General features: G+C 48.6%; 21 protein-coding genes. 12 read left to right on the plus strand and 9 right to left on the minus strand.

Annotated features, from left to right (window positions below; all coding sequences use genetic code 11):
* Positions 1-83 precede the first annotated feature (83 nt).
* Positions 84-365 carry a hypothetical protein gene (locus V5735_RS19700; RefSeq protein WP_423746483.1) on the plus strand — a complete coding sequence of 94 codons (282 nt, stop codon included), beginning with the start codon at positions 84-86 and terminating at the stop codon, positions 363-365.
* Positions 366-473: 108 nt separating this feature from the next.
* On the opposite strand, the gene V5735_RS19705 is transcribed toward V5735_RS19700, so the two are convergent.
* The 5 genes from V5735_RS19705 to V5735_RS19725 form a co-directional block, all read right to left on the minus strand.
* Positions 474-1406 (minus strand): DUF1152 domain-containing protein, encoded by a 933-nt coding sequence (locus V5735_RS19705; RefSeq protein WP_423746484.1) that lies wholly within the window; start codon positions 1404-1406, stop codon positions 474-476.
* Between the two features lie 124 nt (positions 1407-1530).
* Positions 1531-2745, minus strand: coding sequence for an orc1/cdc6 family replication initiation protein (locus V5735_RS19710; protein WP_423746485.1), 1215 nt, complete (start codon positions 2743-2745; stop codon positions 1531-1533).
* Positions 2746-3548: 803 nt separating this feature from the next.
* The gene (locus V5735_RS19715; protein WP_423746486.1) at positions 3549-4664 is read right to left on the minus strand and encodes a M24 family metallopeptidase; all 1116 of its coding nucleotides are present in this window, start codon (positions 4662-4664) and stop codon (positions 3549-3551) included.
* A 102-nt stretch (positions 4665-4766) separates the two neighbouring features.
* Complete coding sequence (locus tag V5735_RS19720) at positions 4767-5531, minus strand: IclR family transcriptional regulator (RefSeq protein WP_423746487.1); 765 nt, start codon at positions 5529-5531, stop codon at positions 4767-4769.
* Between the two features lie 93 nt (positions 5532-5624).
* Positions 5625-6662, minus strand: a complete 1038-nt coding sequence (locus V5735_RS19725) for a proline racemase family protein (protein WP_423746488.1) — start codon at positions 6660-6662, stop codon at positions 5625-5627.
* A gap of 158 nt (positions 6663-6820) precedes the next feature.
* Here V5735_RS19725 and V5735_RS19730 point away from each other — a divergent pair, with 158 nt between their 5' ends.
* From V5735_RS19730 to V5735_RS19755, 6 genes are all read left to right on the plus strand, one after another.
* Positions 6821-7978, plus strand: a complete 1158-nt coding sequence (locus V5735_RS19730; RefSeq protein WP_423746489.1) for an NAD(P)/FAD-dependent oxidoreductase — start codon at positions 6821-6823, stop codon at positions 7976-7978.
* A gap of 254 nt (positions 7979-8232) precedes the next feature.
* Positions 8233-9396: a pyridoxal phosphate-dependent aminotransferase gene (locus tag V5735_RS19735; protein ID WP_423746490.1), complete on the plus strand. Its 1164-nt coding sequence runs from the start codon at positions 8233-8235 to the stop codon at positions 9394-9396.
* A gap of 158 nt (positions 9397-9554) precedes the next feature.
* Positions 9555-11051: a sodium/proline symporter gene (locus V5735_RS19740; RefSeq protein WP_423746491.1), complete on the plus strand. Its 1497-nt coding sequence runs from the start codon at positions 9555-9557 to the stop codon at positions 11049-11051.
* A gap of 339 nt (positions 11052-11390) precedes the next feature.
* Positions 11391-12989: an aldehyde dehydrogenase family protein gene (locus tag V5735_RS19745; RefSeq protein ID WP_423746492.1), complete on the plus strand. Its 1599-nt coding sequence runs from the start codon at positions 11391-11393 to the stop codon at positions 12987-12989.
* A gap of 177 nt (positions 12990-13166) precedes the next feature.
* Positions 13167-13958, plus strand: a complete 792-nt coding sequence (locus V5735_RS19750; protein ID WP_423746493.1) for an SDR family oxidoreductase — start codon at positions 13167-13169, stop codon at positions 13956-13958.
* A 118-nt stretch (positions 13959-14076) separates the two neighbouring features.
* Positions 14077-14424 (plus strand): cupin domain-containing protein, encoded by a 348-nt coding sequence (locus V5735_RS19755; protein WP_423746494.1) that lies wholly within the window; start codon positions 14077-14079, stop codon positions 14422-14424.
* Between the two features lie 37 nt (positions 14425-14461).
* On the opposite strand, the gene V5735_RS19760 is transcribed toward V5735_RS19755, so the two are convergent.
* From V5735_RS19760 to V5735_RS19770, 3 genes are all read right to left on the minus strand, one after another.
* A complete protein-coding gene (locus V5735_RS19760) occupies positions 14462-15409 on the minus strand; it encodes an electron transfer flavoprotein subunit alpha/FixB family protein (protein ID WP_423746495.1) in 948 nt (315 codons plus the stop codon).
* Positions 15409-16194, minus strand: coding sequence for an electron transfer flavoprotein subunit beta/FixA family protein (locus tag V5735_RS19765; protein WP_423746496.1), 786 nt, complete (start codon positions 16192-16194; stop codon positions 15409-15411). Before V5735_RS19765 ends, V5735_RS19760 begins: the two co-directional genes overlap by 1 nt.
* A gap of 129 nt (positions 16195-16323) precedes the next feature.
* Positions 16324-17541, minus strand: coding sequence for a M24 family metallopeptidase (locus V5735_RS19770; protein ID WP_423746497.1), 1218 nt, complete (start codon positions 17539-17541; stop codon positions 16324-16326).
* Positions 17542-17649: 108 nt separating this feature from the next.
* Here V5735_RS19770 and V5735_RS19775 point away from each other — a divergent pair, with 108 nt between their 5' ends.
* On the plus strand, positions 17650-19323 hold the full coding sequence (locus tag V5735_RS19775) for an ABC transporter substrate-binding protein (protein ID WP_423746498.1): 1674 nt from the start codon (positions 17650-17652) through the stop codon (positions 19321-19323).
* A 9-nt stretch (positions 19324-19332) separates the two neighbouring features.
* On the plus strand, positions 19333-20274 hold the full coding sequence (locus V5735_RS19780; protein ID WP_423746499.1) for an ABC transporter permease: 942 nt from the start codon (positions 19333-19335) through the stop codon (positions 20272-20274).
* A 40-nt stretch (positions 20275-20314) separates the two neighbouring features.
* Here V5735_RS19780 and V5735_RS19785 read toward each other — a convergent pair whose 3' ends face one another.
* Complete coding sequence (locus V5735_RS19785) at positions 20315-21097, minus strand: 2-amino-3,7-dideoxy-D-threo-hept-6-ulosonate synthase (protein WP_423746500.1); 783 nt, start codon at positions 21095-21097, stop codon at positions 20315-20317.
* 167 nt (positions 21098-21264) lie between these two features.
* On the opposite strand from V5735_RS19785, the gene V5735_RS19790 reads away from it, so the two are divergent.
* Genes V5735_RS19790 through V5735_RS19800 form a run of 3 tightly spaced genes read left to right on the plus strand, consistent with a single transcriptional unit; the run spans position 21265 to position 24282 of the window.
* The gene (locus V5735_RS19790) at positions 21265-22134 is read left to right on the plus strand and encodes an ABC transporter permease (RefSeq protein WP_423746726.1); all 870 of its coding nucleotides are present in this window, start codon (positions 21265-21267) and stop codon (positions 22132-22134) included.
* A 1-nt stretch (position 22135) separates the two neighbouring features.
* Entirely contained in the window at positions 22136-23206 is a 1071-nt protein-coding gene (locus tag V5735_RS19795; protein WP_423746501.1) for an ABC transporter ATP-binding protein, read from the plus strand.
* The gene (locus V5735_RS19800; RefSeq protein ID WP_423746502.1) at positions 23203-24282 is read left to right on the plus strand and encodes an ABC transporter ATP-binding protein; all 1080 of its coding nucleotides are present in this window, start codon (positions 23203-23205) and stop codon (positions 24280-24282) included. Before V5735_RS19795 ends, V5735_RS19800 begins: the two co-directional genes overlap by 4 nt.
* Positions 24283-24317 lie beyond the last annotated feature (35 nt).

Below are 24317 nucleotides of genomic sequence, written 5' to 3' on the forward strand. Positions count from 1 at the left end.
ATTGGTGCTGATCCGAAACACCGTAGGAAGTCGTGTTTCGACGGTAAGAGTTAACTCGAATAGATTTCTAGCGATAGCTGAGTATGTTACGCCGCGTTGAGAAGAGAATAAATATGGCCCAACGACATTTGGAGGTTTTTCAAACAATCCTTGAGAAAGAGCCGATAGGAATCATGAAAATATCGAAATTAATTGACTACCTATCGCACAAGGTGCATTATTCATTACAGAAGCTTGAAGAGGAAAATTGGGTCATACCCACCACACAAGGGGTTACTACTGACCAGATTGAGCCTTTTATCGCTGACTTTGATGAGAGGGTGGATGGGGTACAGAAAAAGCTGACTAAAATTGAATTCAGTTAATAGAAGAAGTAGATGGCTTTAGAATATTCTAAGAGCCCTGTAATTAAATAAGAACTGTAGTCATCAATGGAAATGTGCTCACAGTTTTGAATTGCTGAAAACGCTATTTCATGGGTTCCGATTAGTAGCAAACTGTTGCTCATAGTTTAGTTCGGTTTTATAGCCAGCTTGTACTAAGGAATTTTGTGCAGATTTGAAACTCTCCGTGTCGCAAACGCAGTCGCTCAAATCAGAAGTAGCCGAAACAGCCGTTGGATCAAGATAAAACGTGACCGTACTTGCAGGAGTCAGCTCAACTGAGCGGTCTCCATCACGAATCATTGTCTCTTTCAATTTACCCTGAGCCACTTCGACAGGTAGCCTACTTGCTTCTGTGGTAACTATCTCAAGCAGCTCAGTCATCTCGTCAATAATTCGTGGAGTAAGACCCCAAGATCCGAGTAAACCATTTCGCTCTGCAGCACGAGCGATTCCGGCAGCTATCTCTTCGTGTGTTAGCTCACCATCACTCCCATAGCCAAACACACCAAGACAAGAATCAGTGTTGAGTTGCGAGAGTGCTGAGAGCATGACCGCATCAGTTAAGGGACTTTTTATCCCCGATTCATCACCGGCAGCTAGAACGTCCCCGCCAGCATCAGTTCCAACGACGAGATCAATTCCAAGTACGTCGCATGCATCATCGAGGCCAGCCGCAACACCACACGCACCACCGTCAATATCAATGAGTATGACATCCTCCTCATGATGGCATGCAACATGTGTCTCGGCGAATTCAATTCCATCTACTGTGCGTGTTTCACCAGTGGCGAGTGCAATAGTATCATTAAGGAGCTCTATGCTCTCGATTTCTTCGAAATGCCGAGGGCCAGGCTTCGGATCAACAACAACTCGTTCCCAAGCGACGCCACCAAGAATGACGTCTACTCCGTGCGCTTCAAGGAATCGAGCTGTAGGTATGGTACTGACAACATCTCCGCATCCACCAACACCGAATACAAGGGCCTTTTTGTGCCTAACTACTTCTTCAAGTGTCTCCATACACAGCCCATCTATACAAGCAAATATAATAGTTCCACCCATCGATTCGACTACCAAATGATTGTCAGTGAAAATTTCCTCATCTACTTGAGATAACCACTATTATTCTGATTCAGTTCGTTTCTTAGCTATATTTTGATTTTATTGGGCTAATGATTGGCATGAGCCGGTCAATCTCTGAGAGTACATTAACAACAGTATTTGTAGACGTATTTAACTGATATTCAAAATAACTACCTTCTCGGTATCCATCGTTATGCTCCTTAAGTTCTAGCACACTACAGAGCGATAACTCCCGTAGGTGGTCACGGATTCGACGTTCCACAAGCGGATTAAGATCAATTGCCTTCGCCATTCGGTGATATTCGGGATAGATTTCACGAGTTCGTGCTGGTGTATCATTTTGCATCTCCATTATTGTAACTGCAGATAGAACCACATGACCGTGTGTAGTGAGGTTCCGCATTCCTCGCTCTATTTGCTTTCGTCGAAGTATTGCTTCTGCTTCACGAACGTGGCATTCATTCACGCGTTTGTCTCCACATTCTAGTGCAACTTCACCAGCTTTGTATAGAAGCCGGATGGCTTGCCGGGCACTACCGGTATCCTGTGCAGCAAATGCTGCACAGAGTGGAATGGTGTCACACGCCAACACATCTGGTTGAAAGGCAAACTGAGCGCGTTGATCAAGAATCGTCTGCAGTTCATTGGCATTATACGGAGAGAACTCAATTTCATCATCACATAATGTATCTTTTACCTTTGGGGACAGATTATCTCTGAATTCAAAGTCATTACTGATACCGACCACACCTAATTTTACATTTTCGACGTATCCGTTTGCCCGAGCACGAGGTAGTTCATAAAGAATATCATCGTCAGTTCCTATATTGTCGATTTCATCGAGAACGATGATCACAGTCCCTCCAATTCGCTCAAGCTCATCCCAGAGGAAGTTAAAAACAGTTTGTTGGGGATATCCTGTAGTCGAGATCGGTCTCTCTGATGGTCGCAGTTCGTTGACGAGATGGGTTGCAACTTGATAGCTTGAATTAAGAGAATTGCACTGAAGCGTAACAGATGTCACGTCCAAATCATCGAAACGGTCGGCATCACTCTCCAGCTGTTCAAGCAATAGCTCCGTTGCGACAGTTTTCCCAACGCCTGTTTTCCCATATATAAATATGTTTTTTGGAGGAGCACCTCGGATTACCGGACTTAGAGCGGAGTGATAAGCGTCGAGCTCGTTTTCTCGTTCCAGAAGTTCATTTGGCTGCCACTCATCTCTCAGTGCTTCCTCATTCTCGAAAATTTCTGCCGGACGGTCGAAAGACTTCATCAGCTGGTTGTTGGTTAACGGTTGCTCGCCGAATGGTAATAAAAACCACGGTGTCCGGAGTGTCCTGAACAAACCTCGGCATCCTGAGCAAAACAACTATTTAACACACACCCACCCCACACTGTCCTGAGCACCCACATTCTAGCAGGGTGGTGGCCAATATCTAATGAATTAACTTAATGCCCGTGATGAGACTTCTGTACCACGGATGTGGTTTCCCCTCGGCTATTATAAATCTTCCTGATTACAGACAGGGATTGTTGATGGCTTAGTACCCTGAACCGAGTGCTCGGGACAAAGTGGGGTGTGTGTGTGGATTTTGCTCCGGACGGAACAAGGTAAACTGGCCACATTATTTGTTCCTTAGCAAGGAACGACACTCTCGGGAGAGAATTCAACCACGGTATATTTTATGAATGAAGATTAAAAAATACAATTTATTTATCTAGTGGAAATATGCCCGGAGTCTTCTTCCTCTCATTTTTCTGGGCTTGTATAAGAGGATGAACTGATTCTCTCATAGCTAAGGTTATCCATTACAAATATAGTCCTGTAATGACTTGGAACGGATCCTCTTTACAAATATAGCTCTGTAATGACTCTCGTTCTATCCGCTTTGGCGCATGTGTTCCTGATAGCGGAACAGGTCTATATGCACATTGGTCTGGAAGTAGCATCGAATATATCTTAAACAGAACTCCCCAATATCCTGTTCGGTATTCGGGAACAGTGATGCCTGTAGAAAGTACCCCGACTGTATTGGACTTAGAATTTCTCCCGAATATGAAGGCAAAATCTAAAATTTAATCCAACGGTCGCCAAGTTCGTGGAGAATCATTCAACCGGTGGCATCCATCGGGGGTTACGACAACTAGATCCTCAATCCGAATCCCCCATTGATCTTTGAGATAGGCTCCTGGTTCAATACTAAACACCATTCCAGGTTGAAGTTCAGTCTCATTTCCGTTCACAATATACGGTGGTTCGTGAATATCGAGACCAACACCATGACCAGTCCGATGGACGAACTTCTCTGCGAACCCATGTTGCTCGAAGATATCACGAACCGCTTTGTCGACTTGGCCAGCAGTCACGCCCGGTTTAACCGTCTGAAAACCGGCATCAAGTGCAGCTCGAACGACATCATATACCTCGATAAATCCTATCGGTGGTTCACCAGAAAATACGACTGTCCGCGTTTGATCACTCGAATAACCATTAATGGTGACTCCAAAGTCGAGTACGACGGGGTCACCGGCCTCGATAACGCGATCGCTTACTCGATGATGTGGGTGGGCACCATTTTCTCCCGATCCAACAATCGTCTGAAATCCCAGCTCTTCTCCCTCTTCTGCAAGAAGATCTTTTCTAATTCGCTTTGCAAGCTCTCGTTCAGTGAGTCCCACAGCATCAGACCCAAGTGAACGAATTTCCTCGCTCACCTGATCTGCGATATTCGATGCGTGTTGGAGGTGTTTCAGCTCTGTTTCGTCTTTTTGCATGCGTAGTGGTGAAAAAATATGCTCCGCGCGCGCGAAGGACGTATTTGGAAGATACTTTTGAAGGTCTAAGACAAACCGAGCCTGCATGGTATCATCGAGTAGCACACTGCCTCCATCCAGCGAGAGTTCTTCAATTGTACTTTCAAGAATGGTAGTAGGCCCGGTATCGTCTGACCAAGTTCGAATGTCTTCGACCCATGATTCAGTTTGAATCTGGTTTTCGTACATCTCGGGTACGACATACACTGGGTCTCCGTCACTGGGTACGAAACAGAGAAGATGACGTTCCATTGGTTCGTCGGTAAAACCAGTCAAGAAATGGAGGTTGGAACTCATCGATAGAATTACTGCGTCAGCATCTTGCTTTACGAGTTGTTCTTGGCAACGCTGTGTTCGCTCTTCTAATTGAGCTTCCATACTGGTTGGTTACTCACCCCTCCATCTTGAATCCCGCTATATCACAGAAGGACTCTATCGTTTTAAATAGGACAATATTTTAAGAATTAGAAGGGGAAAGTTTCAGCCATACGTGACATTTATTTCCACGACGTTCGCAGCTTGGAGGACAAGTTCCGGAATCACTTCTTCAAAGCGCTCTCCTCTCATTCTTGTCGTTGGTGCGGCTACACTAATTGCTCCAAGTACCTCTTGATTCCTTCCGAGTACTGGTGCTGCGACGCACTGGAGTCCCTCAACTCGCTCCTGCCCACAGTATGCGATTCCAGAATCACGTATGCTTGCAAGTTCTTCGAAGAGCATCTCACGGTCAGTGATTGTATTCTTCGTTGCTGCTGGGAGTCCATGCGTATCCAAGATCTCGTGTACTCGCTTCTCGGGGAGATGTGCGAGGATTGCTTTCCCAAGTGCAGTATTATGGAGATATCGGCGCTTTCCAGTGTGCGTATCAAGTGTCACTGCATTTTCTCCTTGTGCACGAAAGAGATAGACGCCTCGTCCGTGTTCTTCAACCATTAGATTCGCGAGCTCGCCAGTTTCTTCCGCTAAATTCTGTACTTCGGGCCGACCAACCTCGTATATCTTCCGCCGCTTTCGTGCATATTCACCAATCTCGAAGAAGCCAAGCCCGACAACGTAAGTTTCTCCAACCTTCGTCACATAATCGTGGCGTCGTAACGTTGTGAGGTGGTCATGAATGGTGCTTTTCGACATCGTTAAGTGATTCGACAGCTCTGTCACACCAGCTCCATCAAGTTCTTTAAGTGCCTCCACAATCCGAATCGTGTTTTCGGTGGTTCGAAGGTACTCTTTTCGTGCCTGTTCCATGGTTATCATGATGTTTCGTTTGAGGACATATATAGATTGTTCCGGTATGCCGAACAATATAGGTGAAAGAACGTATGATTTTCTCCCAGATATTTATCGGAGGAAAAACCCCTTGCCAAATGGATCTGCTGGATCAATGAAAAACTCGTGTTGGCCTGTTATATACGCATCTCCACGAACCCGTGGGTAGATCGCTGAATAGTCTTCGTAATCAGTTGTCTTTGTATACGATCCAACGAATTTAGAACCGACAATACTCTCGACTTCGAAAGTCTCACCGGGCGAAAGGGCTCCCGTTCTCGCTTGAAGTGCGATGCGGGCACTTACACCTGTGCCAGTCGGGCAGCGATCAACCTCACCGTTTGCAAATACACAGACGTTTCGACTGTCTGCATTCTCATCTTGTGGATCTCCCGTAAGTATTGTTCCGTAAAGAAACCCGAGCTCGTCCGACTTAGGGTGCTCAACCTCAATCTCTTTGGCGATTGCTTCTTTTACTGCATGTCCTATCTCTACAATCTCCCCAAAATGATCCGTATTCAACTTCACACCAAACTGTTCGGCATCACAGAACGCATAGAATGCTCCACCAAATGCAATGTCGAATCGTATCGTCCCCCAGGGTGGAACATGGATTGTTTGGTCTCGAGTGTAGACAAATGACGGAACATTTGTGAACTCAACTGATTCTACTACTCCCTTATGTCGATAAACTACCGCCGTTACGCGTCCAGCCGGTGTATCTATAACAATCTCACTATGGTCAAGGGTAACTCCCAGTAAATCAGTATCTGCGGCTATCTTCGCAAGTGCAATGATGCCATGTCCGCACATCGTACTATACCCTTCATTGTGCAGAAACAATACTCCAAAGTCTGCACCATTATCGTTGGGTTCGGTAATGACCGCCCCATACATATCTGCGTGTCCTCGCGGCTCCCACATTAGTGCCCGTCGGTATCCATCCAGATCTTGTTCCATATATCGCCGCTTCTCTCGGACAGTGGTGCCTTCTATCGGGGGCAATCCATTGGTAATGACTCGAAGAGGCTCACCACCCGTATGAGCATCGACGGTTTCAATTGCGATCCACTCCTTCGGCGGTTGCCAAGTCGGGTCGGTAGCATTCATAATCGATCTCTCTCGTTCGAGGGTTCGTTGAAACGGATTCGACACGTTGCTCGAAATCAAACTACCTCGCTAACTACTTATAGCTATAGGTGACTGTGGGTCATCATCCGGTTCCTCGAACCACACAATTATGTGTATCGAACTGGAATCCACCACTCATGCGGGTGATTATCATTGGCGGAGGCATTATCGGATTGGCATCGGCGTATTACCTCAGACAACGTGGAATCGACGTCACCGTGCTCGAGAAATCGACGATTGGATCCGGAAGTACCGATCGGGCTAATGGCGGTATCCGAGCTCAGTTCTCATCACCGGTGAGTGCAGCACTCTCAAAGGAGAGCATCAAGGTCTGGGAGACGTTTGATGAGGAATTTAACACCGATATTAGCTATCGTCGCCCGGGCTATCTCTTCCTTGCTCGGACGGAATCGACAGTTGAACGTTTTCATGAGAATGTGCGACAACAGAACAAACTCGGTGTCGAGAGTGAGTTTGTTACTCCCGATGAAGCTGAACAACTGTGTCCGAAACTGAAATCGAACCAGTTTCTCGGAGGGACGTACTGTCCTACTGACGGCTTCGCAGATCCCCATCTCGGGCTGCAGGGATTCTCTATCGCTGCAAATGAGGCTGGTGCAGATATCCGAACAAACGTCGAGGTGACGGATGTGCTCCAGAGGGATTCAAATGGCAAGGTCACGGGAGTTCAGACGGATTCTGAGAAATTCGACGCTGACTACGTGGTAAATGCGACGGGTGCGTGGGCAAATGAAATCGGAGAAATGGTCGGACTCGATATTCCAATTTCACCGTGCCGCCGTCAACTCATGGTCGTCGATCCGGAGGTGCCAATTGACGATTCAGTTCCGTTCACGATTGACCTTGATCGAAGCGCTCACTTCAGACCCGAACGCGACGGCGCGGCTGTTGTCGGTGGCCATTTTTCCGATGTTGATCCAGAGATGGATCCTGATGCCTACAAGGAGAAAATGGATTTGGACTGGGCTGCTGAAACAATTGAGGAGGCGTCGAAGTGTGCAGAGTATTTCGGCCCGGAGTCCCGTGTGAAGCGAGGTTGGGCAGGGCTGTACGCTGTGACTCCTGACCACCATCCAATTATTGAGGAGTCCATTCCTGGATTTGTGAACGCTGTTGGATTCTCGGGACATGGATTTATGCAAGCCCCAGCAACGGGACAGATCGTGGCGGAACTCATCGCTGATGGCGACGCCTCACTGATCGACATTTCACAGCTAACTGCCGAACGGTTTTCCCGCGGTGTGCATCTCGAAGAGGGAACCGTGATCAATTGAGTAGCGATAACGAATCCTGACGGCAGGAAGGGTGCCAGCCATCTGAAACCCCGAAAATATCTCATCCATCCTAATCTATTTATACACCTCTGCTCCCAAAAGACATGGGGACAGCTCAAGTAGATTCAGTCGAACCCACCCTCTCTTGGTTGCCCCCTTTGGATCGTTGAAAACGGGAATTTCTATGCACTGATGGCATCTATTAGAAATCAATCAAATAATAGATTTATACCTCTGGACTGAACAAGCTCTATATGGTCAATTTAGACCACTCTGCCAGCAGGATGGATCGTATTCCCTTCTCTGGAATACGGAAAATTTTCGAAGAATGCGACCAGCTTGAGCAATCTGGAACTGATGTTGTACACTTGGAAATCGGTCGTCCCGATTTCGATACACCAAGTGAAATAAAGCAAGCTGGAAGTCAGGCACTTTCCGATGGACATGTTCACTACACTTCCAATTACGGGATTACTCCGCTTCGATCAGCCCTCTCTGATAAGCTTTCTGCTGAGAACGGAATCAATTATGATCCAGAGAACGAGATCGTCGTGACGACCGGCGCAACTGAGGCAGTCTTTGTAACAATGCTCGCCTTGGTTGAGGAGGGCGACGAGGTACTGATTCCAGACCCCTGTTGGACGTACGCTTCTAGTATTCGGATGGCTGGCGGTCACCCAGTCACCTACGAGCTAAACCCGAAGACCGGTTTTAAACCAGATCTCGATTCGCTTACGGAAGCAGTTTCAGAGCGAACTAAATTGTTAGTTCTGAATAGCCCCCACAATCCAACTGGTGGTGTTGTAGACCGAGATACGTTGAACGCCATCGAGGACTTCGTGGTCGATAACGACTTGCTGCTGCTCTCAGATGAGATATACGAGAAAATTCGGTACGACGGGTCCGAACACTTGAGTCCAGCCGCTAAAAATACCTTATTCGACCGGACGATAACGGTTAACGGGTTTTCCAAAGCGTATTCGATGACTGGGTGGCGACTTGGTTATCTCGCAGCACCAGCCGAACTCATCGACCCAATCGTTCGTGTTCGGCAGTATACGACAACATGTGCGCCGTCAATTTCGCAACATGCTGGCGTCCGTGCACTCCAAAGCGGTCTCCATGAACCGATGGTCAATGCGTTTGCTCGTCGGCGTGAACGTATCATGGAGCGAATCGAAAACATTCCCGGGATGTCGTGTCCAACACCGTCGGGCGCCTTTTATGCCTTCCCGACAACACCTGAAGGATATCCTGATGAAGAGGAGTTCGTTTGGTCACTCCTTCGAGAGGAAGGCGTTGCATTTGTCCCAGGGTCCGTCTTTGGTGAGTCTGGACACGGTCGATTCCGAATTGCCTATTCCAATTCAGTCGAGCGAATTGACGAAGCATTTGATCGTCTTGAGGATTGGCTCTGAGTGAAATCTGGCGTGTGACCAGGAACTGTTAGTAGTTCCGCTTCCGAAAGGCGATGAATTCACGTCTTCTCCACCATATTTTATCTATGTCACAAGCTACCATCCATCATTAACTATTTGTATGAACAAGTTATAGTGCCGACTGGAGTAATGAAAGCATGGTACAAGCAGGCATAAACACAGTTTTTGGTTTAACTGTATATTTGATAGTAGTTGCGATAATAGGATATTGGGGATCAAAAAAGGTCGAATCGGAAGAAGACTTCTTTTTAGGTGGAGAGAAACTCCCAGGCTGGGCACTAGCACTCTCAGAGCGAAGTTCGGGGATGTCCGGATGGCTCCTCTTAGGAATGCCAGGATTGGCATGGGCGACGGGACTTTCCTCTATTTGGGTTCTTGTTGGCGCATCAGGTGGTGCGATCATTCAATGGGTGATCTACTCAAAGCCGTTTATGACCGGGCGAAAGGAAACGGGGGCGATTACACCAATTGGACTTATTGCGGAGAAACTGCCAGGTGATTCGCCGATAATACGGCTGCTTCCCGCCCTTGTGACGTTCGTATTCTACATGGGATACGTCGGGTCGCAGTTCCTCGCTGGTGGGAAGATTCTCCAGCAGATTTTCGGAATCACGCCTCTCACGGGACTGCTTATCGTCGCGGTCATGATTATCGCTTACTCCCTTGCTGGTGGCTTCCTGGCCGTTGTTTGGACCGACGCACTGCAAGCATTGTTGATGGTCTTTACTCTCATCGTTTTGCCCGCGATACTACTTGTGAGCGTCGTTAGTGATCCCTCGCTTTCAGTCATGGGTAGCTTGAAAGCAGCTGGTGAGGGACAAGCGTCGTTGTTTGGGGGTAAGACCGGAGCATCTGCACTGCTCCTCCTTGGAGCAAATCTAAGTTGGATTTTTGCTGACCTCGGTGGTTACCCTCACCTGGATGTCAGATTGATGGCGATGCCCAACAACGAGGAGCGAAAAACGGCGGTCATCATCGCAACCCTCTGGGGAATACTCACTTCCATTGGAGCAGTGCTCCTTGGTCTCCTAACTCGGACCCTCCACGGCGCACCCCAAGCAATTCAGGCCGACCGTGAGATGGTTCTACCATTCATGGTTCTCGAACATACTCCAGGTCTCCTCGGAGGAATAATGCTCGCTGGTGCACTCGCAGCGATGATGTCAACGGCTGACTCACAACTCGTTGTCGCAAGTTCCGCTGCGGCACAAGACGTCTACAACAAAGTGGTTACAAAAGAACGCAAGTTCAGTGAGGGAACCCGACTTCGCATCTCGCGGGCAGCAACGTTGATTGTTGGACTTGTCGGCCTTACCATTGCACTCTCCGTTGAAGATCTCGTTTATACCCTGGTAAGCTACTCTGCAACGGGGCTATTCTCGGCTTTCGGGCCAGCGTTTACCCTCCTGTTCTTCTGGCAGGACAATCTCTCAAAAGCGGGTGTTGTTGCAGCGTTCCTTGTCGGGCCTGCAGTTACTATCCTGTGGACTGCGTTAGGGTTCACATCAATCGTTACGGTTCGACTTGTCGCTCCTCCGATTGGCTTTGCGGCCGCTATCTTCGCGTCGCTGATTTGGCCGCGTCAGGAGGTGGCTGAGACGTCGTCTCCCGAAACACCGATGGTGCAAGACTAATCGCCGCCGTATACTTCTCACCTCCGCTACGCTCTCACAAGCCAGAAGCGGCCCAGTTGCTACTATTTCTACATTAACCACGAGCAGAATGATTTCCATTGGTGCTGGCTCTTCTATCAATTGGCCTTGCTCGACTCACAGGTGTGTGAACAAAATCGTAACTTGCTCAGTCGGAATACGGAGTAGATAGAAGTGTTCATATTTTATTCTCAGCAAATTAACTTAATTAACTATTGTAATCCGTTATCCTCCAGAGGTTAGATGTGCTGATTCAAATTGCCTCTTTGACACGAATTCAGTCCGGCATCTTTATGAAGAGTTAGGGGAAAATATGAGTCGATGAAGTCTGGTACCTTTGAGAACGAGTTAACTGTACAAACACACCAGCAAAAAGGAACCACAGAGGAATTCCATCAAGCGTACGAAGCTGCTGTTGAAACCGTTCGTGATGAGCTTGGCGGGGAGTATCCACTTTGGATTTCCGGCCAACCGGTTGAAACCGATGATACGTTCACGGTTACCAATCCTGGTGACTTCGATCAAGTGATCGGGGAATTTTCCTCGGGTGAACCAACTCACGTTGATCAAGCCGTTGAGGCTGCTTCCGGGGCATTCGATGACTGGCGAAACACTTCGTGGGAGAAACGAGCCGAAATCTTCCAACAAGCAGCCGACAATATTCGTGACCGAAAGTACGAACTCACCGCGACGATGGCTCTTGAAAACGGAAAAAACCGAGGTGAAGCAATCGCCGAAGTTGACGAGGCCATCGACTTCCTCCAATTCTACAGCCAGGAACTTGAACGGAACAACGGTTACACGTTCGATAGAGGCGAACCAACACCGAACCAGCACTGTACAAATGAACTTCTTCCATATGGAGTCTTCGGGGTTGTAACGCCATTCAACTTCCCGTTGGCAATTTTGGCTGGAATGACGACCGGTGCAGTAATCACTGGAAACACTGCTGTCGTGAAACCGGCAAGCACAACTCCCTTGATTGCGCATAAATTCATCGAGATACTAAACGAGGCAGGGATCCCGGATGGTGTTGTTAATCTCGTCACCGGTGGAGGCAGCTCGGTTGGACAACCACTGATCGAGCATGAAGACGTCGTTGGTTTTGCCTTTACGGGATCCCGAAGGGTCGGTCTTACCATCCAGGAGACCTTCCAGGAGATGGGAAAACGAGGGCCAGTTGTTGCCGAATTGGGTGGCAAAAATCCGGTTATTGTCTCTGATACGGCTGACCTGTCAAAGGCGGTATCGGGAGTCAAGCTTGGTGCATTTTCCTTTAGCGGTCAAAAGTGTTCAGCGACATCTCGCGTCTATGTTCACGAAGATGTAATCGATTCGTTCACCGAGCGGTTGGTCGAAGAAACTACGGAGTTGCCGATTGGCGTACCAGAAAACGAAGACACCGTAGTTTCACCGCTCATCGACGATAGTGCATTGGACCGGTATCACAAAATCTGCGACTTGGCACGTCAAGACGGCAAAGTTCATACTGGTGGTGAGCAGCTTACTGACCCAGAATTGCCAGAGGGTAGATACGTGCAACCGACTGTCGTAACGGATGTACCGCACGACCATGAGCTCGCAACGGAGGAACACTTCCTTCCGTTTGTGACCATCCATCCCGTCTCAAGTCTTGACGAAGCGATTACCAAAGCCAACGATAGTGACTACGCACTTTGTGCTGGTCTCTTCTCCGAGAATCAGGAGGAAATCGACGTCTGGTTCGACCGAATCGAATCTGGAATGTGTTACGTGAACCGCTCACAAAGTGCCACAACCGGAGCGCTAGTCCATGCACAACCCTTCGGTGGCTGGAAGTTCTCCGGAACGACTGGTAAATTCGCTGGTGGCTACTGGTATCTTCCCCAATTTATGCGCCAACAGAGTCGAACAGTTGTCGGCGACGTTGGAAACCAATAATCGTCACACCAGTATCGTAATTAAATTTGAACGGTCGAACCGTCCACGTCTTCTCTTCAACACCTGAAAACAGGTTGAAGAATTCGACATCTCCCAGAGCCTGCGTATCGGTGTATACCTCAGATGGATTCCCGCAACCGAACTACTAAATAGTGAGAGAACACCATTCCAACTGCTATGAGCCTTGGAATAGAAGACAATGTGGCATTAGTGACAGCATCGAGCAGTGGCCTTGGGAAAGCGTCGGCCCGAGTGCTTGCTAAAGAAGACGCGAACGTCGTACTCAACGGCCGAAACAAGACCGACATCAACGAAGCAGTTAGCACCCTCGATGAACTGGGGGATGGCAACGTTATCGGTGTCCAAGGCGACCTCACGGAAAAAGAGGATATCAAGAATCTTGTTCAAACAACGGTCAATGAATTTGGCCGGTTGGATCATCTCGTCACCAGCGCTGGCGGTCCACCAAGTGGGCCATTCACAGAAACGACGGACGATGATTGGTATCACGCATTCGATTTGCTAGTCATGAGTGTGGTTCGCCTCGTCCGCGAATCGATTCCTCATCTTGAAGATGGTCAGGGCGGAACAATTGTCAATATCACATCTCGAAGTGTGAAAGAGGCTATTGACTCACTTGTACTTTCGAACTCGGTACGAATGGGCGTTATTGGTCTCGAAAAAACGCTCTCGAAAGAACTCGCGCCTGAAATCCGAGCAAATGCTGTGCTACCTGGCCCACACGAAACAAGCCGGATTCAGGAACTCGTTGAACAATCCGTCGAACGGGGCGAGTACGATTCCTACGAAGATGGACTACAAGCACGTGGTGAAGGAATTCCACTAAAACGAATTGGAGATCCGAACGAACTCGGAGAAGTCGTTGCATTCCTTTCTTCACCCCGGTCGAGCTACTTAAATGGGGTCGCGATTCCGATTGATGGCGGAGCAGGTGCTGCAAACCTCTGACCTGCTTTTCTGCCATCTGATGTAATGCGGTTAGATGGGAATAGAGTATACCTTAGTGGAGGACACAGCCTCTCCACAATATTAAAATAGCATGTACCCCATCTAATAGACGAAACAGATGAAGTCTGTAAGCTTTAGTAACGCGGATAAGTACGAACCTGACGATGGATGGCAGCGGGTCTCACTTGCCGGTAGTGACCAATTCACATTTGAGTGGTTTGAGAAACCGCCGGGTCATTCGTCCCCAATGCACGACCATGAGAACGAGCAGGTTTGCATCGTTCTCCAAGGTGAACTCACTATCCACACAGAAGATGACAAAACCACCCTCGAACGGTTCGACTCTGCTTGGCTAGATGCGTGGGAATCTCACCGCGTCGAAAATAGCGGGGATGACCGCGCCGTCGCGATTGATGTCTTCGCACCCGGACGAGGCTTCGAATTCTGGACCGACCGAGAAGACTAGTACCGCATAATCCACTTAGAAGAATACATCACTACTATTATTCGAACTGACTGATTAGCGACGGCACGACTTCGAAAAGGTCGTCGACAATACCATAATCCGCAATATCAAAGATAGGAGCATTCGGATCAGTATTGATTGCAATGATGGTGTCTGAACCCTTCATGCCTGCGACGTGCTGGACTGCTCCGGAGATTCCAATGGCAAGATAAACGTCCGGGGTTACAATTTTCCCCGACTGCCCAACTTGTCTGCTATCTGGTAGCCACCCATTATCAACTATCGGCCGAGATGCTGATAGAGTCGCGTCCATCACTTCCGCAAGTTCCTGAATAAGAGAGAGATTTTCTTCTTCCGCAATACCTCGTCCGATGCTAATGAGTATGTCTGCTTGTGAAATGTCGATATCCCCATCCATGACATCTACGAATTTTTCGACAGTTACTGTGGATGTCTCGATATCGACAGGAAACTCACGCACAGTGGCAGAGTCTGACGAATTTGCCTTTACCCACTCAGTACTTCGAATGGTTACAACCGGGACTCCGTCTGTTACTACAATATCTGTTTCAACCTTCGATCCATATCGCTCACGTGTTAAAACGACCCCATCATTGGTTGCGATACCAGTGACGTCTGTAACGATCGGTGTATCGAGTGTGCTTGCAACGGCAGGTGCGTAGTCTAGGCCGTTGACACTGTGTGGAATCACAATACCAACCAAATCTCGTTCGCTAGCAAGCGAAACAATACTTCGATGATAGATATCGTGGTTGAAATTCTCCCCTTCAGGGACCCAGTAAACTGTATCTACATCGTTACAATTCAGTTCATTCGCAAACCCCTTTGAATCCTTTCCAATGGCTACGACAGCGAGAGAGGCACCGAGACCGCTGGCAAGTTCCTGACCTGCGGTTATTGCTTCAAAACTAACGTCACGGAGTTCACCTCCACGGTGTTCTGCGACTACCAGAACTTCACTCATTATGCATCCACCCCCCTTTGCCGGAGGATTTCGACAAGTTCCGATGCTACTTCGTCTGTATCTCCCTTGAAGCGAACCATGTCGCTTTCACTCTCCGGTTTAACAAGGGATCGTCGCTCTAACTGTTGTGCGAAGTCCCCCGGTTCAAGATCTAGATCCGCGAGGTCCATTTCCTCAATTTCTTTCCTCTTTGCCTGTCGAATGCCCCGAAGGCTTGCGTATCGTGGGTCGTTTATTCCTGTTTGGATGGTTAGAACTGCTGGAAGCGGGATAGACGTTACCTCTTCAACGCCACCTTCAAGCTCCCGCCGAACACAAGCCGTGTCGTCGGTGAGTTCGAGATGATTAACCACAGCCGCCCATTGGAATCCGATCCGCTCTGCAAGCATAACACCGGTTACGCCGAAACCATCGTCGTCTGCCTGAACGCCAGTTAGAATCAGATCTGGCCTCTCGCGATCGACGATGGCTTCAAGCACGGTTGCACGTACACGCGCATCAACGATATCTTGGCTGAAAAAATCGTCCCAGAATCGAATGGCCCGGTCAACATCTTTTGCTAACGCGAGACGGATTGTTTCCTCACAAGTTTCTGGACCGATAGTGGCGCTAACGATTTCAACTTCTTCTGACCGTTCTTCACTGATGCGGACAGCCGTCTCGATTGCATACTCGTCCCACTCGTTCAGCACATGCTCCTTGTAACGCTCCTTGATCACTAGGTCGCTGATTTCGAAATCTTCAGCTAGCTCTGCAACCTCTTTGACCAGTACTAACACCTTCATCTGTGGTCTTACTAAAGACAGCACTATGACCACAAAAATATATTGTTAGCGCCAGAACTGGCTTCAATATCTGGGATATATTAATGATGGATGAACATCTTCGATTAGGAATAAGCTAGCTTATTCTGCTCAATATGAGATGATGTTACTCTCCAAATCTCTTGGGTAGTAGGTAATCGACTCGATACCGGATTCTGTAACAATGATGGTGTCAGAGTGCCGGTAGCCGGCAACATCTGGAACGAACAGAGCGGGTTCAATCGTGTAGGCATGTCCAGGCTGGATAACCTCGTCGCTTCCTCTGTCAAGGAATCCTCGTTCGTGGACACCGAGGCCGATATTGTGTCCCGTATGGTGCTGAGTGTATTCGAGAAGACCTTGCTCCTCACAATAATCGTGAACGGCTTGGTCAACGTCAGCCACAGGAACACCAGGACCACACGCTTCGATCGCGAGTGTCTGCATCTCAAGCATATGCTCGAAGTAATGTCGATGTTCGTCACTCACTTCTCCGATGAACATCGTTCGTTCGAGTTCGCTGATGTAGCCATCAACGTTTGCGGTCGCACCTGTGATAATAACGTCTCCATGTTCTAAGCGGCGGTTTTCTGTTAACCCATGGGGAAGTGCAGTATTTGGCCCAGAGAGGAAACCACATGATGCCGGGAAACCGCCTCGAAGACGTGATTGGTACCTCTCTCCAAGGGTGTCGAGCATTTCCATTGATGCATCGAGGCTCGCCTTCTTTGCCACCCAAAGTTCATGTTTTCCTGGCTCGGCATAATCCTCAAGTTTTCGATGAGCAAGGTTCCCCCACTTTGCTGATTCCCGCATCAGGCTCTGCTCGGTGGGTGATTTAGCTTTCCGATACTCTTTGATCCATTCCACCGTTTCAACAGTGACATCGGCGAACTCGTCGAGTGCTGGGCCGGAGTATCCCCAGTATCCAGGTGCACCGTTCATATCCGCGACAATGTGCTCGACATCGAGGTCAGAAAGCATCTCTGCAATGATTTCTTCCGGGGTTGCAGATGGATGTTTATAGTAGGTCGCACCCGTCCCAGATCCCCCTGGGTAATCGTAGTACCAATAAATTTCATCGAGAACAGGGAATTCATCGCCATCGGTTCGGTCTAACTCCAACCGTGGAACCGTAAGGCCTACCTGGTCTTGTGTGACGGCAAGACAAACTGGACGCTCCGTCTGCAAGTGATGGAACCCACTCAACCAACCGATATCCACTGCCGAAAATAGGCAAAGGGCGTCGGCATTATTAGCCGCGAGATCGTCTCGAACGCGCGAGATGCGACTGTTGTACTCTGCTGTTGGAACTCTCGTTGGAGCCATACAGAAAGGCTATCAGGTAATATAATAAATGTTGGCCACTTTATTCCGGTTCTAAATATCTATTATTGCACATAAAGGTTATATCTACAGAGTTTGTCATCGCCTAACATGGCTAGTAAGCCACCGCGTAACAAGCGGATAGACCGACGGAAATACCTATCAGCTCTTGGGATGGTTGGTGCAGGAGTTGCTACGGCAGGTTGCAGTTCGAACAACGAATCGAAGGATGATACGAACGGATCAAACGGAAACACGCTCATTGTTGGTCAGAATACGAAGATGTCCGGCGATGAACCACTCGACCCGCACCGTGCTACGCGCATTGGTACACAGGAAGTGTTGTTCGCTATCAACGAGCCACTCTTTCGTGTCAACCCAGACTTGAAACCAGTCCCTCACTTAGCAAAGAAATACTCGATGAACGACGATGCAACCGAATATACTCTTACCCTTGAGGAAGGCATCAAGTTCCATAATGGTGAGAAACTAACTGCAGAAGTTGCAAAATGGAATCTGGATCGGTTCGTCAATGAATCTCCAATGGGATATCTCGCAGGAAACGTCTCCAAAACAGAGGTCACAGGGGATTACGAAATCACCGTCAAGTACGATAATTCGTTCCCATTGCTTCCGAGAGGCCTTTCATCATGGAATTCTGCTCTCGTCTCAAAGAAAGCAGTTAAGAAAGCAGGCGATAAATACGGCCAGAACGTTATCGTTGGAACCGGTCCCTATAAGTTCAAAAACTGGTCTCGTGGTGCCTTCATCGAAACGGAACGGTTTGATGAATATGATTGGGGACCAAATTGGGTTCAGAATACGGGTCCCGGGAAAGTAAAGAAATTCCGATTCGAATCGCATCCCGAACCGACGACCCTTCTCAATGAACTTACTGATGGCGATGTCCATCTTTCGAAATCTGTACTTCTTTCTGACGCTAAAAAAGTGGAGCAGAACTCTAATACGGGGCTCAAGCGCAAAAAGTTCACCCGGCAGGCATACCTCTGCCCGAATACACAGAAGGAACCAATGAATGATGTGCGCGTTCGGAAAGCAGTTACATACGCGATAAAGAAAGATGCAGTTATTGAAGCGGCACTTGGTGGTGAAGGATACGATATTTGGGCGCTTATGCCACCGATGGCGAAAAATGCGTTAAGTACGGATCGCGCAAAGGAGACTGGACAACAGTTCAATCCTGAGAAAGCCCGTAGCCTTCTCGAGCAAGCCGGATGGACGAACTCGGAACAGGGTCAAGTCAGGTCGAAAGGCGGGAAGAAACTCCAAATTGATTTCCTCACATTTACGATCTCACGTGAGAAGAAAATTGGAACAACGATACAACCGATGTTGGATGAGGTAGGCTTCAAAACGAATCTGAAAATACTCGAAGCGGGGACTCTCTACAAGAAACTCGAAGCTGGTGAACATGATCTGGTAGTAATGGGGTATGGCGGTCAATATGCTCTTGAGACCCTTTCAGCAACTCTCACGAGCGATCAGAGTGCTAAGAAGGGCGGAACGAATTTCTCACTCTGGGAGAACAAGAAGTTCGACAATTTGCTTCAAAAAGCGCGGACGTTCACGAGCGATGAAAAGCGTAATCAAGCCATCGTCGATGCCCAACTCATCGTCCAAGAACAAGCACCTGTCGTACCAGTTCTGGCTTATAACAAGATTCTCGGCTACAAAAATTCGGTTAGTGGTGTCGATACGATGACGAACGATCACCCATGGTGGCCAGTTAAAGAATATCTTCGCCATCTCGAACTCGAGCTCTGAAATCCGACAATGTATAAGTACATCATTAGACGACTCCTCGTCACTATCCCCGTCATCATTGGAGTCACGATCGTTATTTCTTCGATTGTGTACATGGCCCCAGGGAACCCGGCGCGGATTGCACTTGGTACGAACGCAGACGCGAAGGCAGTTTCAAATCTCGAACAGAAAATGGGATTGAATGAACCCCCTCACATTCGCTATCTTGACTGGATGTGGGGTGTCGTGCAAGGTGACCTTGGCGAGTCAATTCGTGGAGGTCGTGAAGTGACGGATATGATATCTGAACGAATAGTTCCAACATTAGAGTTAGCTCTGGTTGCAATGGTGATCACCTTTATTATCGCACTTCCGCTTGGTGTCATCAGTGCAGTCAAACAGTACAGTTGGGCCGATAATTTATCGATGCTATTCGCTATCTTCTGGATATCAATGCCGTCATTCTGGCTCGGGTTACTACTTATCTTGGTCTTCTCAGTCAGACTGGATCTATTCCCAATTTCCGGTCGAACCGGAGCGATATTTACACTAACTTGGTTGTCTTCCCTTGCACTGCCCGCTATCGCGACAGGAACCCGTCGTGCTGGCCTCCTCACACGAATGACCCGATCGTCAATGTTGGAAGTTCTCAATGAGGATTATATTAGAACTGCTCGTGGGAAAGGAATCGGAGAAAGAAGCGTTATCTATACGCACGCTATGAAAAACGCGATGATTCCGATTATCACCCTTATTGGGCTTCAAATCCCACTAATTTTCTCCGGTACCGTCATTATCGAGACGGTTTTTTCGTGGCCTGGAATGGGCCGACTACTCGTTGATGCAGTCCTTTCAAGGAATTACCCCGTGATTCAGGGAACTGTCCTCATATATTCGATTATCGTCATCCTCTCGAATCTCTTCGTCGATATAACCTATAGTTATTTCGATCCCCGGATTACCTACGACTAACTCATATTCATTATGTATAAAATTTGAACAACGTCTGTGGTTATAGCTTTGCGCGTTCGAGAGATTCGTCGACGCCGTAGTCTGAGTGGACAATACTGGATACGGCACGCGTCATTGCTTCTGGATCTTCGTGCTGGAAAATACTTCTCCCCATGGAAACGCCTGCCGCGCCAGCGTCCATTGCCCCACGAACGTTCTCAAGCATGTCACGGTCGCTTTGTGGATTTCCTCCGGCCATAATAACTGGAAGTGCTGTCGAATCCACTACTTTCTTGAAACTTTGTGCACTACCTGTGTACCCGGTCTTTGCAACATCTGCCCCAACCTCTTCTGCTAACCGAACGGCATGGCCAGCCTGGTCAGCATTGGCCTCATCGACACCAGGGCCACGAGCGTACGTCATTGCGAGTACTGGCATCCCGTATTCTGCAGCATCACGTGAGATCCCAGCGAGTTGCTCTATCTGTTTTGGCTCAGAGTCACTCCCAACGTTCATATGGAGTGAAACAGCGTCAGCACCGAGTCGTATCGCTTCTTCGACGGTACCAGTAAGTCGCTTATCATTCGTATCCGGGCCAAGTGTGGTTGATGCATTCAGATGAATAATGTAGCCTTTTCCGTTCTTATTCGGGTGGACACGACGTGCAAGTCCTTTCTGGGTGAGAACGCTGTCGGCTCCCCCACGTGTAACTGCATCAATTGTGTCTTCAATCCGTTTCAGTCCCGTAGTTGCACCGATAGTAATCCCGTGATCCATTGGGACGTTAAGGATTCGACCATCAGTTCCAATGCGTGCGAGCCGTGCGCCGATTCCGGTTGACATCACTATACACACAGTGGCTTTCCGTATAAGAAGTTCCGACTTGGGTAGGAGTTGCCAATCACACTCGGGATTTCTCATGAGTGACTCCACAAACCTATGCGGAAGCTTAACAAGGGGAAACTGTGATAGTAGGAGTGATGGCACAGAAGCAGGGAACGCAGAGCGATATAGCCCAGCAGCGGGTAGATACAAGCTTCCGTTCACGGTCGAAGCTTGTCGCTCGACGACTTAGCCGAAGTACATTCGCCCTATTCGGACTCGGTATTGTGATGGTACTTCTCCTTACGGCAGCATTCGCACCATTCATTGCACCATTCGAACCAACAAACCAGCACTACGATGCCCTCAAACAACCACCGTCTCTCGAACATCCATTCGGAACGGATACCTATGGGCGTGATATTTTCTCGCGCATAGTTTTTGGGGCCCGATATACGGTCTTTCTTGGTATCGTTATTGTCGGGATTCAAATGATAATCGGCGTCTCACTTGGATTGATTGCAGGGTATTACGGCGGTTGGATGGAATCAGCAATAATGCGACTAGTGGATATTAGTCTCTCAATCCCCGCAATCGTGCTTGCTCTTGCGATTGCAGGGATGCTCGGTGGAGGCTTAATTCCACTTGTCGTCGCTGTAAGTCTTGTCGGTTGGCGAGGATTTGCTCGTCTAGTACGAGGTGATGTTAAATCAGTAATGGAAGAAGAGTACATCGAGTCCGCACGAGCGGCCGGTGCGACGGATCTCCGAATCCTCGCGCGCCATATCTTGCCAAACGCCGCATCCAGTATCATCGTCTACACAACGCTCACTATCCCAACCGTGATTCTTTGGAGTGCAGCACTGTCGTTCCTTGGAATGGGTGTCCAACCGCCAAAACCCGAATGGGGAGCGCTCATTGCTGCTGGACGCGGTGAAATCGCTGACGCTTGGTGGATCGCAACATTTCCTGGTCTTGCGATTATGTTGATCGTCATCGGATTCAACGCGCTCGGGGATGGTCTTAGAGATGCATTGGACCCAAAACAATCACAATAACATGACACAACCACTACTCAAAATCGACGATTTGCACGTTCACTTTCACACTGAAGAAGGAACAGTTGAAGCACTTGATGGTGTCAACCTGGAGATCTATGAAGACGAAGTTCTCGGTATTATCGGTGAGAGCGGTTGCGGAAAGAGCGTTACCGCACTATCTACAATAGGCCTCCTTCAGTCTCCTCCTGCAGAGGTTGTAAGCGGGAGCATAGAATACGCTGGACAGGACATTCTCAGACTTTCCCAACGCGAACTTAACAACATTCGTGGAAACGACGTTACAATGGTTTACCAAGATCCGATGACCTCACTCAATCCAGTGCTCACTATCGGAAAGCAGGTAACCGAACCGTTACGAACACATAGTGACGTTTCTGCGTCAGCAGCCCGCCAGCAAGCGATCGAAATGCTCGAGGCCTGCGGACTTGCTGATGCTGATCGGATTATGGATCAGTATCCCAATGAGCTCAGTGGAGGTATGCGACAACGGGTTGTTATTGCGATGGCACTGATAACCGAACCAAAGCTACTACTCGCAGATGAACCTACAACTGCACTCGATGTCACTATCCAAGCACAGATTATGGATTTACTGAAAGAACTGCAGGAAGAATTTGGTATGAGTATTCTCTTTATTTCCCACGATCTTGGGGTGATAAGCGAGATCGCAGACCGAATTGCCGTTATGTATGCAGGCAATATCGTAGAGAACTGTACGATGAGGGAACTCTTCGATGAGCCGCTACATCCATACACACGCGCGCTTTCAAAGAGTATTCCATCACTTTCGGACGACCCAGATCGCCTTCCGGTAATTGAAGGCGTTGTACCGGATCTCCGCAATCCGCCGTCTGGTTGCCGGTTTGCGTCCCGTTGTCCACAGTATATTGGCGACGTCTGTGACGCCGTCGACCCTGCTCTTGCCGCGGCTGATGGCAGTGAGAAGCATGAGGTCGCCTGCCATCTTTACACGGATATTGTCGATGAGACACCGCCAGCTGATTGGGAGCATCTTTCAGCACCGAGTACGGGTGCATCCTCTCGTACTGAATCAGGTGAATCACAATGAGTTCACAGTCACAACAACACAAAGACAGTGCCGATGAACAGCAAAGTAGTAGCTTCACATCACATGACGGTGAGGAACCAATACTCACACTCGAACAACTGAGAAAGTACTACCCAGTGAAAGGCGGCATCCTAAATCGAACCGTCAGTCAGGTCAAAGCAGTTGATGGAGTAACCCTTGACATCGAGCGTGGTGAAACGTTGGGTCTCGTTGGCGAATCCGGTTGTGGTAAATCCACGCTTGGTAAGACAGTACTGCGTCTTATCGAGCCGACAGCTGGAAAAATCTGGTTCGATGGCTCCGACATCACCGGTGCATCACGATCTGAACTCCGGGATATTAGGCAGGATCTTCAGTTTATCTTCCAGGATCCTGCATCCTCTCTCAACCCTCGAATGAGCGTCGCAGAGCTCATCCAAGAGCCAATGAAATGTCTAACCGACTGGCCCGCTGAGAAACGCGAAAATCGAACTTTAGAATTGATTCGGGAGGTTGGACTCAATGATAGTCACCTATCTAGAGCACCACATGCTTTCAGTGGTGGTCAGCAACAACGGATCGCCATCGCTCGAGCACTCGCCGTCAATCCGAAGCTAATAATCGCCGATGAACCCACTAGTGCACTCGACGTAAGTGTCCAAGCAAAGATCCTCAACTTGCTCGATGATCTCCAGGATGAATATGATCTCACCTATCTATTCATCAGTCACGATTTGAGTGTCGTTAAGCACATCTGTGACCGGGTCGCGGTCATGTACTTAGGCGAGCTCGCTGAGCTTGCATCAACAAGCGATCTCTTCGAGGATCCAAAGCACCCATACACTAAAGCACTACTCTCAGCAGTCCCTGAGGCATCTGAACGATCAAAATCTGACCGAATCCTTCTCGAAGGCGATGTACCGAGTCCCCAGAATCCACCAACTGGGTGTCGATATCACACTCGATGTCAGGAGTACATTGGATCTGTGTGTGAGGAAATTGACCCTCAACTCAAGGAGATAGATGGAGCCAATCAATGTGCGTGTCACCATTACACAGATACCTCCGAAGCGCCGAATTTACCGGGTGAAAGATAGTACGTCCGGCAAACTTCTCCGATCGAATTGTGCAA

The organism is Haladaptatus sp. SPP-AMP-3 (assembly GCF_049568665.1).
Classification (GTDB): domain Archaea; phylum Halobacteriota; class Halobacteria; order Halobacteriales; family Haladaptataceae; genus Haladaptatus; species Haladaptatus paucihalophilus.

Excerpts from the sequence above, each read along its gene's own strand:
- V5735_RS19735 (WP_423746490.1), top strand. The coding sequence starts at position 8,233 with ATGGTCAATTTAGACCACTCTGCCAGCAGGATGGATCGTATTCCCTTC.
- V5735_RS19705 (WP_423746484.1), bottom strand. The coding sequence starts at position 1,406 with ATGGAGACACTTGAAGAAGTAGTTAGGCACAAAAAGGCCCTTGTATTC.
- V5735_RS19760 (WP_423746495.1), bottom strand. The coding sequence starts at position 15,409 with ATGAGTGAAGTTCTGGTAGTCGCAGAACACCGTGGAGGTGAACTCCGT.
- V5735_RS19780 (WP_423746499.1), top strand. The coding sequence starts at position 19,333 with ATGTATAAGTACATCATTAGACGACTCCTCGTCACTATCCCCGTCATC.
- V5735_RS19755 (WP_423746494.1), top strand. The coding sequence starts at position 14,077 with ATGAAGTCTGTAAGCTTTAGTAACGCGGATAAGTACGAACCTGACGAT.
- V5735_RS19800 (WP_423746502.1), top strand. The coding sequence starts at position 23,203 with ATGAGTTCACAGTCACAACAACACAAAGACAGTGCCGATGAACAGCAA.
- V5735_RS19725 (WP_423746488.1), bottom strand. The coding sequence starts at position 6,662 with ATGAATGCTACCGACCCGACTTGGCAACCGCCGAAGGAGTGGATCGCA.
- V5735_RS19730 (WP_423746489.1), top strand. The coding sequence starts at position 6,821 with ATGCGGGTGATTATCATTGGCGGAGGCATTATCGGATTGGCATCGGCG.
- V5735_RS19795 (WP_423746501.1), top strand. The coding sequence starts at position 22,136 with ATGACACAACCACTACTCAAAATCGACGATTTGCACGTTCACTTTCAC.
- V5735_RS19750 (WP_423746493.1), top strand. The coding sequence starts at position 13,167 with ATGAGCCTTGGAATAGAAGACAATGTGGCATTAGTGACAGCATCGAGC.
- V5735_RS19775 (WP_423746498.1), top strand. The coding sequence starts at position 17,650 with ATGGCTAGTAAGCCACCGCGTAACAAGCGGATAGACCGACGGAAATAC.
- V5735_RS19700 (WP_423746483.1), top strand. The coding sequence starts at position 84 with ATGTTACGCCGCGTTGAGAAGAGAATAAATATGGCCCAACGACATTTG.
- V5735_RS19765 (WP_423746496.1), bottom strand. The coding sequence starts at position 16,194 with ATGAAGGTGTTAGTACTGGTCAAAGAGGTTGCAGAGCTAGCTGAAGAT.
- V5735_RS19770 (WP_423746497.1), bottom strand. The coding sequence starts at position 17,541 with ATGGCTCCAACGAGAGTTCCAACAGCAGAGTACAACAGTCGCATCTCG.
- V5735_RS19710 (WP_423746485.1), bottom strand. The coding sequence starts at position 2,745 with ATGAAGTCTTTCGACCGTCCGGCAGAAATTTTCGAGAATGAGGAAGCA.
- V5735_RS19745 (WP_423746492.1), top strand. The coding sequence starts at position 11,391 with ATGAAGTCTGGTACCTTTGAGAACGAGTTAACTGTACAAACACACCAG.
- V5735_RS19785 (WP_423746500.1), bottom strand. The coding sequence starts at position 21,097 with ATGTCAACCGGAATCGGCGCACGGCTCGCACGCATTGGAACTGATGGT.
- V5735_RS19715 (WP_423746486.1), bottom strand. The coding sequence starts at position 4,664 with ATGGAAGCTCAATTAGAAGAGCGAACACAGCGTTGCCAAGAACAACTC.
- V5735_RS19740 (WP_423746491.1), top strand. The coding sequence starts at position 9,555 with ATGGTACAAGCAGGCATAAACACAGTTTTTGGTTTAACTGTATATTTG.
- V5735_RS19720 (WP_423746487.1), bottom strand. The coding sequence starts at position 5,531 with ATGGAACAGGCACGAAAAGAGTACCTTCGAACCACCGAAAACACGATT.